The organism is Nonomuraea sp. NPDC048916 (assembly GCF_040649575.1).
GTDB lineage: Bacteria > Actinomycetota > Actinomycetes > Streptosporangiales > Streptosporangiaceae > Nonomuraea.
The window spans coordinates 16,589-31,337 of sequence record NZ_JBEZFS010000051.1 but is presented as its reverse complement, the minus strand read 5'-3'; the positions used below and the strand labels follow the sequence as shown (position 1 = coordinate 31,337).

Sequence of the window (14,749 nt, the reverse complement as noted above, 5' to 3'; positions counted from 1 at the left end):
GGGATATGCCCACCATGATGGAGGCGCCGTTTGCCGATGTTCAGGCCAGGATCAACTTCCCATCGCCTCCTGTAAGCAGGGTGCTGCGTTGATGCGCTGGCGCCTCAGTATGACCTGCCAAGGCAGTCTCTGCCGTCACGTAGCCAGCGATGGTGCCGTCTGCGCGAAGTGCTACGAGCAGACCAGTCGAACTGTCAAGGAGTCGGTCGCGGACCTCGTCGAGCGATGCGTCTGCCTGGATGTAGACAGGTGGCCGCATGACGGAGACCACCCGCTGGGCCAGCCCGTCGCTTCGAGCCTGGCCAGCGAGGTCGGCCAGAGTGACGGTCCCGAGGACTGTCCCATGGTCGCCGACCGGCAGGGCTTCGTGGCCGCCTGCTAGGAGTCGGTCCAGTGCATCGGCGACGTAGTCGTTGATGTCCACATGTGGAACCGGGTACGGGGTCAGCACATCTGCCGCCAGCCGACCAGAACGCGGTTCCCGCTGCAATACCGTGAGGAGGCTCTGCCAGAAGGGCGAAGTCACGAAGGCTCCTGGAACGCACAAATCCTTCCGGCAGCCGCCGAAGCGAGAGAACTTCACATCGATAGCCCAGACCTTGTCGCCTGTGTTGCAGATTACATCGGCGCCACAATCCAGAATCGACCTGTTGCATTCAAGCAGCAGCGAAGACACACGACGCTCGAGTGCTGCCTCTTGGACCACCGTGTAGAGCACAAGCTTAGCGAGATGACGCTGAACCTCAGCGACTGGCGCCTTGCCGTGCCGCTTCCTAGTCTCCTTGCCTCTGGGCGACGGTGACGATAGCGAGCCTCCGCGGGAGTCGACGATGAGGTGGCGAAGATCTTCAGACTGTCCGTGGGCAATAAGGTTGCGGGCACGGACAAGGTCTGCGCCAGCGAGGCGAAGCGGACTATTGGCGCCGGCTAGGAATGTGATACCAGGGGTGTCGGCGGGCCGCCTCAGCGCTTCGGCGGGTTCTGATTCGGGGCTGAACTCCGTGGCCAGGTCAGCCAGCAGTTCCTCCGCAGAGGGATCGCCCAGCGCGGCACACCGTCGTAGCAGCCGTTCCGCGAGGGCGGCGTCGCCGCGTTCGATCGCGGCCACCGCCTCGTCGTACAGGGCGTCTTCAGCGTCCAGGAGGTCCCCAAGATCGGCGATGCGCTGCCGTTCGCTTGTGTCCTGCAGTTCTTCGCGCAGGGCGGCGATGCGAGTTTCGGCGTTGCGACGCTCGTTCGGGGTCGGCTTGGCAAGTTCGCGCAACGCCAAGGTGAGCATATTCTCGATGGTCATCTGGTCAACCCCCAACCGGTCTCCTGGAGTGCTCCGCTGGCGAGCACAATGTCCTTGAACTGGTGGACTGCTGCGGCCAGCCGGGTCTTCACCGTCCCTGAAGGGATCCGCAGAATCGCCGCGGTCTCCCTGGTGTCGAACTCCTCGGCGTGGCGCAGCCACAGCACTTGTCGTTTCGGTATGTCGAGAAGGTTCAGGGTTCGGTGGACCACACCATGTGCGGCCTGCCGGTCGGCAAGCACCTCGCTCAAGTCGAGCGAGGCCAACACGCTGCCGCTCGCGGCCTCCGCTCCGGGGTCGTGTGGGTCGACCAACCCGGATGCCCAGATGGTTTCGCGCGGGCCGCGCCGATGCCATAGGTGGGTCGCGGTCTTGAACAGGTAGGCGCGGGGGGGGCCGGGCTTCGCGACGTCTTCACCGCGCAGCCGGTCCCACCGTTCCAGCACGATCTTGCCGGTGTCGTTGGCGATCTCGTCGGCCATCTCCCAGGAACAGCCGGATCTTGTCAGGTAGCGGCGGACCCGGGGGTACTCGAGGGCCACGAATCGGTCGGCGTCGGTGCCTGCGAGCCTGGCGGGCACCGAAGAGAGCGAGCGCGTTCTCATCGGGGCGGCTCCCCGGGCTGGCACTTACGGCCCTCACACGGCAGATGGACGTGCACGATCATCATGATGCTGGCGCCGTTGCCCTCGACGGGCCGTCTCGGGAGCTGAGCGGGGACAGGAGCCCCGGGGCGGCCGGAGAGTATCTGCCTGCCCAGCATGGCCACGCTCCCGATCATGGTCAGGAGCGGGCCGAACACCTCCATGGCATCGCCGAGGCCCATGGGCATCTCCTCATTTGTCGGTGAACAAAACGAGCTGTCACGACGACATAGGCACCATCGGTCCCAGTGAGTTCATGATCGTTTCAAACTGCCCGCCTGCACCGGCCGCACGCCTGGGACGGATCTTGTCGCCAAGATCCTGTACAAAGCATGTGCACGCCGTCACCCAACCGGCTTGGTGATCTTTCATGTGGACCCGCTGGATGGTCGGTGACCTGCGGATTAGGAAAAGCCCTGCATCAGCAGGGCATCGAACAGTCGCGGTCACCTCAGCCGCTCAGCTTCACCAGCGTGCTGGCCTTCCACGATGCAAAGCCCGCCCGCCCCGTCCCGCGAGCGCTCCAGCCGCAGATCCAGCGCCTGATCGCCGAGCAGCTCACGCAGCGGCGCCCCGCCTTCCAGGCGGGGTGATTCTTCCCCGCCATAACGAGCTGCTCGTGCCAAGCTTCCCGTCTGTTCGTGGCTCTGTGTAAACCGGTGGTCAGGACCGATGTTCCTCGTGTGTTCGACTGGAGTTGCCCCGGTTCGGTAGACACATCAGGGCTTGCGGCTACGCGGCAGCATAGTCGAGGTCTTGGGCGTTTTTGAGCGCGTGTCGGCGTTCGTATTCAGCGGGGCTGAACTGATCGTTGGCGGAGTGGCGGCGGCGTGGTGAGGGGCCACGGTGATTCCGGACAGCCGTCTTATGGGCGTAGCCTATGCGGCTGTTTGGGTTGAAAGGGACTCGTTGAGCACTTCGAGGGGTGGTCGGTAGTCGAGCGTGCAGGCGCCGCAGGTTGTAGAACCCTTCGATGTAGCGGATGACCTGCCGTTTGGCCTTGGCTCGGGTGGTGAAGACGAAGCGGTGGAGCCATTCGTTCTTGATCGTGCTGAAGAATGACTCGGCCATCGCGTTGTCGTAGCATTATCCGGCTAATCAGGTCGGTGTTCGGCGTTGGCCGGTTAACGCTTTCAGCTCACGCGATTGGTGAGTCGGCGTATTTGCTCTTCGTGCTGACGGACACGAGCAGCGACGGCCTCCAGAGCGGTGTGGAGGGTGCGTATCTCCTCGAGGAGGCCGGTAAGGGAGCCGTTGGTGGCGGCGCGGTGGCGGTGTTCCTCGATGAGGGCGCGGAGGCTGACACTGCGGTAGAGGGTGGTGCGGCCCAGCCCGGTGAGGTGGGCGATCGAGGTGAAGGTGACGGGTTGGCCATCGCGGCGGAGTTGAGCGCATGCGTTCTCGACGCGGTGGAGCGTGTCACTGCTGGTCATCCGGCTTGGGCCTCGCTGATCAGGTGGTCGAGTCGGGCGATGAGTCGGCGGTGTCGTTCGGCTTCGGCGATCCAGCCACGATTTTCGGCGTCATGGGCGAGGGCCTCGGCGTCGACACGCTGGGCGGCCAGGACGGGCAGCGAGCTGGGTTCGGCGTGGAAGCTGGGGCAGTGCTCGCAGATGTTGGCGTAGGTGCAGGCGCCCTGAGCGGGCGCGCGCAGGCAGAAGCCGCCGGCCATCCTGGATTTGATCAGCGGAGTGTCCTTCCAATCCTTGCCACCGGTGATGTCGGCCAGAGGCAGGTGGGCGCGGCCGCGAGCGGGGGTGCGGGCTTGCTGTTTGGCCAGGTCGAGGGCTCGTTCGTATTCGGCGCGGACAGTGGTGTCGAACAGCCGTCCATAGCGCAGGCTCATCTCGGCGGAGGCGTGTCCGAGCAGCGCCATCAGCGCCTGCAACGAGACTCCGGCGTTCACCAGGGCGGTGGCGTAGGTGTGGCGGAGCTGGTGGGAGGTGATGTGGCCGAGTCCGGCCTGGCGGGCGGCGCGATCGAGTTCGGCGCGGACGGCACCTTGACCGAGGCGGCGTCCGTGGTGGGTGAACAGGAACTGAGCCGGGCGCCGGTAGCGGGGATGCGGCATCGGCCTGCCGTGCGTGCGCAGCTGGATGATGCGGTCGATCAGGTCGAGGATCTCCTCATCGAGGGGGACCATGCGTTCGGTCTCCAGCTTCCCGAGACCGATCTTCAGCCAGCTGCCATGCTCGGGAACCTCGTGGACGCAGTCGAGTTCCAGGTCCAGCAGTTCGCCGATGCGCAGCCCGCAGGCGCGTTGCAGCCGCAGGGCGCAGGCGGCCAGTGCGTTGCCGGGGCGGTCGCGCAGTTCCTCGGTCAGGCGGCGGTCGGCATCGATGGGCAGGTAGCGGGGCAGCACCTGCGGGAGCTTGGGGTTGTCATCACGGAAGATCAGCTTGCGGGCGGGTGCCTGCTCCCAGCCCCACTCGGTGATGTCGGTGAGGAAACCGGTCAGCGCGATCACCCGGCGGGAGCGGTCGGCGACGGTGATGATCTCGCCGTTCTTGGGGTTGACGGCGTCGACCAGGAAGGCGAGGTAGGGCTCGATGTGACGTTGCCGGTCCAGCTCGGCGATCGAGGTGAGCTCGGGATCGATGTGGGCCAGGAACAGGCCGAAGTGTTTGAGCCGGGTGGCCAGAGCGGAGACCGTTTTAGGCTGGCAGGTGGCCCGTTTGCGCTCCAAGTAGGCGATCATCGTGGCGCGGATCGGCTCGGGCACCTCGGCCAACCGCTCGGCGAAGGGGACAGGTCCGCTCATCTTCGGCAGTGTGTCGATGATCCCCAGGTGGAACAGGACCCGGTGGGCGTTGCTGATCGCGGACAGATAGTGGCGGTGGTCCTTGCCGGTGCGGGCGCTGCGGGCGGCGCAGGCCGTGGTGAACTCCTCCAGATCGGCCAGTGTGAGCTGGTCCAGAGGACGTCCGGCCTGGATGAGGAGCCGGGCCGGCACCTGAGAGCCGGTGGCCAGACGCACGCGCATGGAGAAGCCGAGTTCCTCGGCCGCGGTCATGAACCGCTCCACGCCCGCGGCGAGGGGCGAGTCGGCAAGCTCTCGCCAGAAGGTGGACAGCTTGCGTTCCAGCAGATAGTCATAGCCTGGCCGCAGGCCCTGGTGCAGCATGAGGAAGGTGATGATCGGCCGGGTGTGCGCGTCGGCCGCGAGGCGGACTTCCAGCGGCTCGGCTGCCCAGCGCTGCGGGTCGGGCCAACGGTCGAAGAAGACCCGGGCGGCATGCCAGTAGGGGCGATTTCCCCGCCCGGTCTGCTGCAAGTAGTCCAGGTAAGCGGCGTGCAGGTTATTGCTGGGCGCGGATGCGGCTGCGTGCGGCATCGAACTCGGCTTTCACATGAGCAGGAGCCAAATGGACATAGCGGGCGGTCGTGTCGACGTGCGCATGACCGAGCAGCGCCTGCATCACCGCCAGGTCAACGCCGGCCTCGGCCAGTGCGGTGCCGAACGTGTGCCGCAGTGCGTGGGGATGACCCGCGACGATCCCGGTGATTCCGCGGTGATAGCGGAAGATCGTGCGCAGCCCAGCCGCCGTCAGCCCTCCTCCCCGGTTGGGGCCCTTGGCCACCAGGAACAAGCGCTGCTCGCTCGATTCGGGACGCTCGGCCAGCAGATATACCTGGACGACCGAGGCGACGTCGGCATCCAACGGGACGCGCCGCTGCCGGTCACCCTTGCCGATCACGCTCACCCAGCGGCCGCCGATGTCCACGTCGGCGACGTTCAGTGTGAGCACCTCGGCCGAGCGCAGCCCGCAATACAACATCAGGCCCGCGATCGCCCGATCCCGCCAGGTGCGGAAGCTGGCCAGCAACTCGGCCGCCTGGCTCTGCGATAGCGCCGTGGGCAGCCGTCGCGGCTCGCGCAACCGCAACGACGAGCGATTCTTCGGCCGCCGCGCCGTATGAGCGAGCATCCCGGACCGCTCGCCGGCTACCCGCCAGCGCGCCTCGCGCCCTTTGGGGACTGGGTTGACGGCCTCCGGGTCGCGTATCGAAACGAAGGTGAACAGCCCCGAGATGGCCGCCAGTCGCCGGTTGATCGTGGTGGCGGCGTACTGATCCATGCGTCGTCCCGACATGGTGAGCACGTTCGGACCACCGCGGCGCCCGGGAACCTTTGCCTCACGACAGGCCCGCAGGAACTTCAGCAGCGTCTCCGTCGTCACCTCGCCCATCGACATGTTCTCGGCCGACAACCACCGACAGGTCATAGCCGTAGGCGCGGACGGTCTTGGGCGAGTAGTTCCGGTCGGCCAGATACGCCAGATACTCATCGACCAGGACGAACTGCCCAGCAGACGATCCAGCCAGTGTCCAGCCGCCCGCGCACTCCTCCAGCCGAAGACCTTGTTCGATCATGAGAACAGATGTATCCGGGATGACCCCATCCGGCCAGTAGGCATCGAATCACGGCGTGTCGCTGAACTGGGGAAACGCAGGTATTAGCCGGTTAAGAGGGAGATCCCGGTGCGGCCGACCGAGCGGCGGATGTGCAGGCTGGTCAGGAAGCGGCCGAACTCGTCCGAGGTGTAGTTCTCGGATTCAATCAGTCGTCGCAACACTGCTGCTCAGCAGAGAGTTTAGTTGATCGCTGAAGGCTTCTGCCGGTGTCTTCCATCCGAGGGTCTTTCGGGGCCTGGTGTTGAGCGTGAACGCAACAGCCGCCAACTCCTCGGCATCCCAGCGTGACAGGTCGGTGCCCTTGGGAAAGTACTGCCGCAGCAGGCCGTTGGTGTTCTCGTTGGTGCCCCGTTGTCAGGGGCTATGAGGGTCGGCGAAATAGATCAGCAAGCCGGTGTCGATGCGCAGTTGAGCATGCTGCGCCAGCTCCGTTCCCCGGTCCCAGGTCAGCGAGCGACGTAGCTGCTCGGGCAACCCGATGATTTCTTTGGCGATCGCGTCCCGCACGGCTTCGGCGCCATGGCCGGCCAGCGCCGGGCCGTTCTTCACCCGTTCCTGCGTGCCGAAGCCCTCCATCCGGGGGAGGTGCAACAGCAAGGTGAACCGCGTCGTGCGCTCCACCAGCGTGCCGATCGCCGACCTGCCGGTGCCGATGATGAGATCACCCTCCCAGTGGCCCGGAACCGCGCGGTCCTCAGCCTCGGCGGGCCGCTCGCTGATCAGCACCTCAGAGGTCACGTGGCCGCCGGCCTTCTTCCGGGCGCGGGCCCGCGGCACCCGTAGCGCACGCCCGGTGCGCAGGCACGCGACCAGCTCCCGTTTGAGCGCTCCACGCCCCTGGATGAACAGGGCCTGGTAGATCGCCTCGTGTGAGATCCGCATGGTGTCGTCCTCGGGGAAATCGACCTTCAGCCGGTGGGAGATCTGTTCGGGGCTCCACGATGTCGTCCAGCGGCGGTCCTGACGGTGGGGTTTGTTCCGTCCCTTCCAGGGCGCTGTCTGCGGCCCTGCCACCGGAGTGCCGTCCGGGTGGCAGACCTGTCCCGCCAGCCGCTGCTGCACGTACTCGCGCAGGTGCTGGTTAGCCGCCAGTTTGGCGGTCTTCGGCCGACGAGCTCGGCGTTCGGCGTGCCATTGCGCGACCGTCGCTCGATAGTCCACGTCATACGTCCGCGTCGAGGCGTTGCGCCGGAGCTCGCGGGAGATCGTCGACGGCGAGCGCCCCAGGCGCCGCGCGATCTCGCGCACGCCGAGCTTCTGGGCACGGCATAACGCGATCTCTTCCCGCTCTGCGAACGACAGGTAGCGGCCCGACACCGTCGGGGCAAGGCATGGTCCCACCCCGCCAGCCTGGCGGAACCACCGTGTCCCAACCGCTGGTGACACGCCGATCTCCGCTGCGGCGTCCTCCGAGCTCCCCCCTCGAGCGATCGCTTGCCAGAACCGGACACGGTCCTGTCGCCAGGCGACAGTCGGCCGTCCCGGCGAGGGGATCTGACCGCGATACAAGCGGACCGCCTGCTGTTTCTTGCCCACGCCCATGCACCAACACCTCCAACGACGAGGTGTTGCGAGCACCGATTGAATCCACCGTTCGAGCCGCGGTCGGAGTGGAAGACCGCGTCCGGCCCTCTGTGTCAGGCTCACATGGGACACACGGTATGAAAGTCTGGCGCTCACCGCCGAGCTGGGCCAGGCGCACGCCGAGCTCGCCGTCGGCCCCGGCAAGCTGCCCGGAGAGCGCCCCGTCGACCGGCTGGGAGCCCGCGCTCGCCGAGCTCAAGTTCGGCCGATAGCCGGGCCAAGCCGCCGGTGCCGGCCGTACGGTCACGCCATGACCGCCACCCGCCCCGCTCCCCCAGCTGCCCTGGCCTCGCCTGCCCGCGACCCGGTCGACATCGCGATCGACGCCTGCACCCGCTTCGCCACGCACCTGGTGCTGCTGTCGCACCAGCTCGGCGAGCACGGCCTGGACGACGGCGAGCGCGAGCGCCTGGCCGCCGCGCTGACCATCGTCGAGCGGGCGATGAGCGTGACGGCCGCGGCCGCCGGCAGCGCCGAACAACAAAGTGTGGGAGCGTCATGATGCTGCGGCGCCACTGACCGAGAACACTTTCGTCACTGCCGCCTGACAACAGGGTCGGCTGCGCTTACCGTCAGGGCATGGCCCGTAAGCGCCCCAATCCCAAGAAGGACAAGTCGGCGCGGCGGCGCCGGTCACAGGTGCCTGGAGGGCTACGACGAGCCCGCCTCAATGAGCAGGCCGTCTTCAAGGTGATGATGGGTGCTTCGCCTGAGGCGCTTCCGCTGGTGGCGCTGGCGGGCGTGTGGTTGTGGAATGTGGCTGAGGACGGTGCCGCCGCGGCGCACTGTGTAGACGGTTGCTTGACCCTGCGGTACGCGCTGGCCCAGTACGGGATCGACTCGCGCGTGGAAGCAGTCGGCCTGCAGCTCCAGGGGAACGGGACCCACACCCGTTACGGCGACGTGTCCGACCCCCGCTACAACACCGACGGCAGCTTCAACGGACATACCGTCCTGGTGGTCCCGCCCGCAGGCCGCTTCGTCGATCCGACCCTGCAGCAGTACGCCGAGGTCCCCCACACCGAGAAGGCGATGCTGCCGGTGCTGTGCCCGCTCCCCACCCCCAACGGCCTTGGCGACGAGCCCATCGGGGTCGACCGAGGCGATCACCTGGTGATATATCTGCCCGCCCCTCTGCAGCAGCGACAGGCATGGCAGCTCCCCGCCCACACCATCCGAGCTGAGGAGTACCGGCAAGCGGCGCAGAACCTCGCGGCCAACGTGTTCGCCATGATGCGGCTTCCCATGCTCCGGGAAAAGGTCGAGTGCGGACCCTATCCCCGGCTGCGGACCCTGCTAGCCGCGCTGGAAGGAACAGAGCCGGTTGCCGACCCGCGTGGTTTCCGGTTCAAAGACCCGGCAACCGGCAGAGAGATCTGGCTGGCCGACGTGCCTGACTAGTGAGCTGATCGAAAGCAGGCTTTTGGGCCGCTCGCCTGCACCCACCGCCGCCGGTTCGGGGGCAGACAGATTTGGAACGGAATCCGGCGTTAACGGGATTCCCGCAGGTCAGTGAACCCCCTGTCATCGCGGTCTTCCAGATGTAGAGCCCGTCAAGAGGATGACTCTAATCATGTTACTCTCCGTGCTTGATTGCATACTTTATGTGATTATGCTGATGGGAGGTGCCGATCTCGCGGCGCTTGCGCGGGGGCCGGTCGTTCGGTTGCTCCGCGACCTACTCAAGGAGTCAACTGATCATGTCCGCACCCGTCGTTGACGTCTGGGGCCCGGTCGCCCCGGGGCCCCGTGCCTCCTTTCCCCCCGCGCCAGAACCACATGACGAATGGTCCCTCGCCGGCGGAACGGCCTGGGTCTACTACAGCCCGCTGAACCGCAGGCAGCTCGTCAGGCCCGTCATCCTCTCCGATGGCTTCTCCAGCGGGTCGAGCAACCTCGACCAGCTCTGGAACGGCCTGGAGGAAAACGGCGACTACCGCTTCGTCTCCGAACTCCACGCGACCGGCCGCGACGTGATCATCCTCGGCTACGACGACCGGACAGCCTCGATCACGGACAACGCCGACACCGCCATCGACTGCATCCGGCGGGCCATCGCCGAGCGGGTGGGCAGGGCGAAGCTGACCGTGGGCGGATTCAGCATGGGCGGACTGGTCACCCGCTTCGCGCTGGCCAAGATGGAGCAAGACCCCGAGCTTCCCGACCACGAGACGTCCGTGTACCTCTCCTACGACACCCCCCACCGCGGCGCATGGCTGCCCATCTCCCTTCAGGCCTTCACCCACTTCGCGACGGACAACTGGGGCGACACCGACGGCCTGGGCCCCGTCCTGCGCCAGTTCTCCGGGCTGCTCAACAGCCCCGCCGCCAAGCAGATGGCGCGCTGGCACATCGAAAAGGTCGGCGACACCCCGAAGCAGGCACGAGAGCGGGTGGCGTTCCTCCAAGCGCTCGACGAGCTCGGGGGATGGCCGCGAAACCTCCGCAAGATCGGTGTCGCCAATGGCGTGGACACCGGCACCGGCAACGGCGTCAAGGCCGACGCGACCGCGGTCAAGTGCAACGGTGCCACGATGAACGACACATGGCTCAAGACCCAGGCCCAGGGTGAGCAGGTCGTCGCGCGCCTGCAGAAGACAGGCGAAGAGCCGACCTCGGTGCGCACCAACGGACTGCCCGACATCGACGGCGCTCCCGGAGGCCTGTTCACCCTGGCCTCCCCCACGGGCGACACCGGCAGCTTCGGCCTGGCCGCCCTCCTCATGGCGCTGCTGGGCAACACCGTGGACCCGGACGTCATCAGCACGTCCTGCTTCATCCCCAGCATCAGCGCCGCCGCCGCCGGCGACATCAACGACCCCAAGGCGCTCTACCGTCCGATCACACCGGACCACAGCGAACTCGACGCCTTCACCTGCGCCGGCCGCAATGAAGGACACACCACCATGACCGAAGAACTCGGCGCGTGGATCGTGAACGAGATCGTCGCAACCGGGTGACCAACCGGGGTGGGCAGGCCGCACCGAAGGGCCCGCCCCAGCGGCCCGCCCACCCCAGCGGTGGCCACCCGCCGGCCTCCGGCACAGGGGCTTGCTGACCAGCAGGGACCCCGTTAACGCCGGACTCCGTTCCAAATCTCTCTGACCCCCGGTTCCCGGGGAAGAAGCTGCAGCGAGGATGGTTCCCCGCGACCAGTTAGTTCCGTGGTGATCACGTCGATACGGTGACCGTCGTGGGCACCATGGGCACCGTTCACCAGATCAAGGTCACCCTGCGCGAGGTTCACCCGCCGGTGTGGAGGCGCGTTCATCTGCCGTCGACGGCGACTCTCGATCGGCTGCACGAGGTGATCCAGCTCGCGATGGGCTGGCAGCAGCATCACCTGCACCTGTTCGGCAAAGGCGACGAGGAGTATGGCGACAACGCCCGTGATGAGACGGCCGTGACGCTGGCCATGCTGATCCCCCGGGCCGGTGATTGGCTGGGCCACCGCTACGACTTCGGCGACTGCTGGGATCACGACCTGGTGGTGGAGAAGGTCCACCGCCCGGCGCCGAAGGCCGTCTACCCGCGCTGCAGCGTCGGCGGCCGCCGACAAGGACCCCACCGAGACGAAGGCCGCCACGAAGACGACCAAGAGCAAGGCCAGCAAGACGGCCGCCACGACCGCGCCACGGTCCTCGGGCGGTGCCCACCTCAAGAAATAGCCGTCCCGAAAATGGTGGTTTCCGGGACGGTGGGCGTCAACGATCAGCCGTTCTACATGGCCAGACTGGCAGGGGGCGGATGGCTCTGCTGGAAGCGCTTGAGGCTGATGGCGCGCCAGGCTCCGACCCACTGGTCCAGGTCGGCCTCGCAGGCGGCAACGATCGCGCGGACGGCTCGCAGGGGCGGCATTCGGGCGAACTTGGCGTTGAGGGTGTCGTGCACGGTGGTGTACGGGACTCCGCTGCGACGGTGGTCGTCGTAGCCGCTGTGGCGGCAGATCTCCGGGATGCTCACACCGGCCCATACCCGCAGCAGGCTCAGCTGGTAGCGATACTCCTGCGGCGTTTTGGCCTGCCACGGATCCGGCGGGGCGGGTCCCTGCTGCGCGGCCGTGACCGTGGCCTGGCGTGCGCTGGACCGGCTCTTGGCCGGCGCTGCACGCCCTGGGCGGCGTGGCGTGGCGTCGCCGGCCTGGTCGGCGGCGGCGGCGGCGTGGGCAAGCCTCCACAAGGTCGGCCACGGTTCCTGGCCGGGCAGGCCGCCGCAGGCGGTGACGAAGTGTGTGATTACCTCCCAGGACGGGCAGCGGTAGCCGGCGGCGGCGTCGGCGAGCACCGAGCGGGAGAAGGTTCCGCGCTCGGCGAGCTGGGCGTAGGTGGGGATGGGAGGGCCCGTGAGCTCCCGCAGGTGGCGGAGCTCACGGGCCAGGTCTGCGATCGGCCCATCCCAGGTGATCGGCTTTTCCGGCCGTGCCATGTCGGACGATCCCTGTACGGCGGGATGTTCGGGGCAGATCAGCGGCCGTACTGGGCGAGGTCGCCGACCGTCGCGGCCAGCGCGGCCAGCACCACGCCCAGCGCGAGCGCCGGGTCGCTGCCCAGGGCGGTCAGGACGACGACGAAGGCCAGCACCAGCACCCAGACGACGATGCGAACCGCCGGCCGGGACGGCCGGCAGGCGAGGGGGCGGTGCGGTAGGGCGAGCATGAGCGACATGGGCTCTCCAAAGCGTGATGGTCCGGACGAGCAGGTTGGGGTGCGACATCGCGCCCGTGATACCCCGCGGTTTGCCCTCCGCCGAGGCGAGCATGAATGTCGCTGGGCCCATCATTACCGCATGCGGCATAGACCGGGTACGCGTCCGTACGCGAGGCGGCGGCCGGACAACCCCGTCGCCGAGCGCCGGGTTGGCCACCATGATGCGGCCAGGTCAGCTGGCGTGAGCCACGACCGAGCCCGATGTAGCAGGTATCGGAGTGGTCCGGGAAACATCGGCTGCGGACGGTCTGGTCCGGCGGTGAGGTTGGACAACTGACTCACAGTGCATCATGGAACCCACAGCCGCCGGTCTACACCCCGCGGCGAGGTCGGCCCAGGTCGGCCGCCCCAAAGCGTCAGTTCGTTGGTCCGGACGAGCGCTCAGGGAGATACAGAACGGCCTTCCCGATTTGCCCCGGGAAGGCCGTTGTCTTCTCACCAGGCCCGGACAATCGCGCCGGACAACTCGCCCTTGAACCCGTTCCGGCGGTACCCCAACCTGCGCAACCTGAAGGCCGGCGACCACATCCGGTTCGTCTGCGGCCGCGACGACGCACTCACCCGCGTCAAGCGGGTGGCCCGCTACGCCAGCTTCGAGGAGATGCTCGACGTCGAAGGAGCGGCCAACGTCAACCCCGACAGCCCCCGCGAACAGCAACTGGCCAACATCCGCCGCATCTACGGCCCCGAGAAGGAAGCCCTCGGTGTGCTGGCCATCGAGATCGAACTCTTCCAGCCCGTCACCGCCTGAGACACCATCGACCCGCCACCACGACGAATGGCCTGCGCATCGCGTCGGGCCATCGTCAACTCCGGAGCACACCCATCGTGGCCGTGCGGCGCGCCGGGCGGGGGCTGTGTGATCGCCCTGGTCAGCGACATGACTGTCCCTTTCTCTCGTACTTGGTCTGCCCCCTATTGGCCCTAACGGCAGTCACGGAACCGAATCGCCGGGTGCCGGGCCCCGGGCTCCCGGGCCCCGGCGATTGGGCTATCTGTCCTCGGCGATTGGGTCGGCTGGTGGCAGTGGCGCCGGTCTGGCCTCCTCGATCTTGATCACGACGGGGGTGGTATGGTCCCCCTCACGCAAGGCGGTCAGGTAGCCCTGAACCCGGCGGCCCAGCAGCAACCCAGTGAGGCACACCACCCGTGCGAACATGCGCGGATCGTCACGCAAGAGCGAGATAGTAATGACGACGCATGCGAGCACGGCGAGTGTCCCGAGGAAGGCCACAGCCAGCAGAAGCGCGCCACTCAGTGCTAGAGCGCTGGCGGTACCGCTGACGCCTACTGCGCTCGCGACCCGGGCCCACAGCGCCTTGCTCGTGAGCGGAGATGCTCCGGCGTCGCCGGTGCTCTCCGGTACGGCGGCCACGCCCGGCCCTCTACCAACCACCCGGCCGACCAGCGGCTGCGGTGTCGGGGTCGGGCGGCCCCTCGCCGCAGCCGGCGCGCCGTTCTTCGCAGGAGGCGACTGCAGCCGTCTCCTTCTTCCCCCGAGTGTTGGCCATTTTTTGTTCCCCTCTCGCGTTCAGGCAGGTCAGACCGTCTGACGCTGCCGTCCGGCACCGGGGATCAGGTTGCGTACTGGGCTGAATACTTTGCTTATTACTCCGAGCACTGGTTACCCTGCAGGTGGATGTAGCAGGTACTTAGCGCCCGGATCCAGTGTCTGATCCCGGTGTATTGCCTGGTCAAGGGCCCGGAAGGCGCTGCAATCGCCTTCCGGGCCCTCGCGTTCTCGCCACAATTTGTGTGCACCATCTCTCCGGCAGAGTCCAGTGGATGCCGGAAACACAAGGTGTGGTGAACTACATCGCTGTAACCACTACATGTAGTGATCCAACCGTAGAAACGTGAGACCATGAACGCAAGTTGACGACCGGCTGTCCGACGTTGCCGCAGGTCACGCCATGGCCGTCCCTTACGTCCGGGCGTGTCACTAAGGGTCACCTAAGTCCGACATCAAGTCATTTGCCGCTCGTTTCTCCTCGAATCGCCCTCTGCTGCATACATGCTGAGCTGATCGCCATGCCGGGGCGCCCGGGCATGCTGCGGCGCAGCCGTGCAGCCCGTGAATCCGCATCCGGCAGATGACCTTGACC

General features: G+C 66.9%; 15 protein-coding genes and 3 pseudogenes. 6 read left to right on the top strand and 12 right to left on the bottom strand.

Annotated elements, in window-relative coordinates; all coding sequences use genetic code 11:
* Positions 1 to 40: 40 nt before the first annotated feature.
* The 3 genes from AB0C16_RS35890 to AB0C16_RS35880 form a co-directional block, all read right to left on the bottom strand.
* The gene (locus AB0C16_RS35890) at positions 41 to 1,294 is read right to left on the bottom strand and encodes a CBS domain-containing protein (protein ID WP_357689855.1); all 1,254 of its coding nucleotides are present in this window, start codon (positions 1,292 to 1,294) and stop codon (positions 41 to 43) included.
* Positions 1,291 to 1,776: a sigma factor-like helix-turn-helix DNA-binding protein gene (locus AB0C16_RS35885; protein WP_357689853.1), complete on the bottom strand. Its 486-nt coding sequence runs from the start codon at positions 1,774 to 1,776 to the stop codon at positions 1,291 to 1,293. The genes AB0C16_RS35890 and AB0C16_RS35885 overlap by 4 nt, the downstream gene beginning before the upstream one ends.
* A gap of 119 nt (positions 1,777 to 1,895) precedes the next feature.
* Entirely contained in the window at positions 1,896 to 2,120 is a 225-nt protein-coding gene (locus tag AB0C16_RS35880; RefSeq protein ID WP_357689851.1) for a hypothetical protein, read from the bottom strand.
* 210 nt (positions 2,121 to 2,330) lie between these two features.
* Between AB0C16_RS35880 and AB0C16_RS35875 the strand changes: the two genes are divergently transcribed.
* Complete coding sequence (locus AB0C16_RS35875; protein ID WP_357689850.1) at positions 2,331 to 2,531, top strand: hypothetical protein; 201 nt, start codon at positions 2,331 to 2,333, stop codon at positions 2,529 to 2,531.
* A 139-nt stretch (positions 2,532 to 2,670) separates the two neighbouring features.
* Here the strand turns inward: AB0C16_RS35875 and AB0C16_RS35870 are convergent.
* From AB0C16_RS35870 to AB0C16_RS35845, 6 genes and pseudogenes are all read right to left on the bottom strand, one after another.
* Positions 2,671 to 3,012 (bottom strand): annotated as a pseudogene (locus tag AB0C16_RS35870) (IS3 family transposase); the annotation flags it as partial.
* Between the two features lie 59 nt (positions 3,013 to 3,071).
* Positions 3,072 to 3,371 (bottom strand): hypothetical protein, encoded by a 300-nt coding sequence (locus tag AB0C16_RS35865; protein WP_357689848.1) that lies wholly within the window; start codon positions 3,369 to 3,371, stop codon positions 3,072 to 3,074.
* A complete protein-coding gene (locus tag AB0C16_RS35860) occupies positions 3,368 to 5,212 on the bottom strand; it encodes a tyrosine-type recombinase/integrase (RefSeq protein ID WP_357689846.1) in 1,845 nt (614 codons plus the stop codon). The genes AB0C16_RS35865 and AB0C16_RS35860 overlap by 4 nt, the downstream gene beginning before the upstream one ends.
* Before the next feature lie 25 nt (positions 5,213 to 5,237).
* On the bottom strand, positions 5,238 to 6,128 hold the full coding sequence (locus AB0C16_RS35855) for a tyrosine-type recombinase/integrase (protein WP_357689844.1): 891 nt from the start codon (positions 6,126 to 6,128) through the stop codon (positions 5,238 to 5,240).
* Positions 6,076 to 6,312, bottom strand: coding sequence for a site-specific integrase (locus AB0C16_RS35850; RefSeq protein ID WP_357689842.1), 237 nt, complete (start codon positions 6,310 to 6,312; stop codon positions 6,076 to 6,078). The genes AB0C16_RS35855 and AB0C16_RS35850 overlap by 53 nt, the downstream gene beginning before the upstream one ends.
* A 183-nt stretch (positions 6,313 to 6,495) precedes the next feature.
* Positions 6,496 to 7,896 (bottom strand): annotated as a pseudogene (locus tag AB0C16_RS35845) (IS30 family transposase).
* Positions 7,897 to 8,188: 292 nt separating this feature from the next.
* Here AB0C16_RS35845 and AB0C16_RS35840 point away from each other — a divergent pair.
* The 4 genes and pseudogenes from AB0C16_RS35840 to AB0C16_RS35825 form a co-directional block, all read left to right on the top strand.
* Positions 8,189 to 8,440 carry a hypothetical protein gene (locus tag AB0C16_RS35840; protein WP_357689840.1) on the top strand — a complete coding sequence of 84 codons (252 nt, stop codon included), beginning with the start codon at positions 8,189 to 8,191 and terminating at the stop codon, positions 8,438 to 8,440.
* 77 nt (positions 8,441 to 8,517) lie between these two features.
* Positions 8,518 to 9,339 carry a hypothetical protein gene (locus tag AB0C16_RS35835; protein ID WP_357689838.1) on the top strand — a complete coding sequence of 274 codons (822 nt, stop codon included), beginning with the start codon at positions 8,518 to 8,520 and terminating at the stop codon, positions 9,337 to 9,339.
* 299 nt (positions 9,340 to 9,638) lie between these two features.
* Positions 9,639 to 10,898, top strand: a complete 1,260-nt coding sequence (locus AB0C16_RS35830; RefSeq protein WP_357689836.1) for a hypothetical protein — start codon at positions 9,639 to 9,641, stop codon at positions 10,896 to 10,898.
* 242 nt (positions 10,899 to 11,140) lie between these two features.
* A pseudogene (locus AB0C16_RS35825) lies at positions 11,141 to 11,458 on the top strand (plasmid pRiA4b ORF-3 family protein); the annotation flags it as partial.
* A 200-nt stretch (positions 11,459 to 11,658) separates the two neighbouring features.
* On the opposite strand, the gene AB0C16_RS35820 reads toward AB0C16_RS35825, so the two are convergent.
* Together AB0C16_RS35820 and AB0C16_RS35815 are read right to left on the bottom strand one after the other, a co-directional pair.
* Positions 11,659 to 12,363, bottom strand: coding sequence for a hypothetical protein (locus AB0C16_RS35820; RefSeq protein WP_357689890.1), 705 nt, complete (start codon positions 12,361 to 12,363; stop codon positions 11,659 to 11,661).
* 38 nt (positions 12,364 to 12,401) lie between these two features.
* Positions 12,402 to 12,602 carry a hypothetical protein gene (locus AB0C16_RS35815; RefSeq protein ID WP_357689834.1) on the bottom strand — a complete coding sequence of 67 codons (201 nt, stop codon included), beginning with the start codon at positions 12,600 to 12,602 and terminating at the stop codon, positions 12,402 to 12,404.
* Between the two features lie 514 nt (positions 12,603 to 13,116).
* Here AB0C16_RS35815 and AB0C16_RS35810 point away from each other — a divergent pair.
* Positions 13,117 to 13,395, top strand: coding sequence for a hypothetical protein (locus AB0C16_RS35810; RefSeq protein ID WP_357689832.1), 279 nt, complete (start codon positions 13,117 to 13,119; stop codon positions 13,393 to 13,395).
* Between the two features lie 240 nt (positions 13,396 to 13,635).
* On the opposite strand, the gene AB0C16_RS35805 is transcribed toward AB0C16_RS35810, so the two are convergent.
* The gene (locus AB0C16_RS35805; protein ID WP_357689830.1) at positions 13,636 to 14,019 is read right to left on the bottom strand and encodes a hypothetical protein; all 384 of its coding nucleotides are present in this window, start codon (positions 14,017 to 14,019) and stop codon (positions 13,636 to 13,638) included.
* Positions 14,020 to 14,749 lie beyond the last annotated feature (730 nt).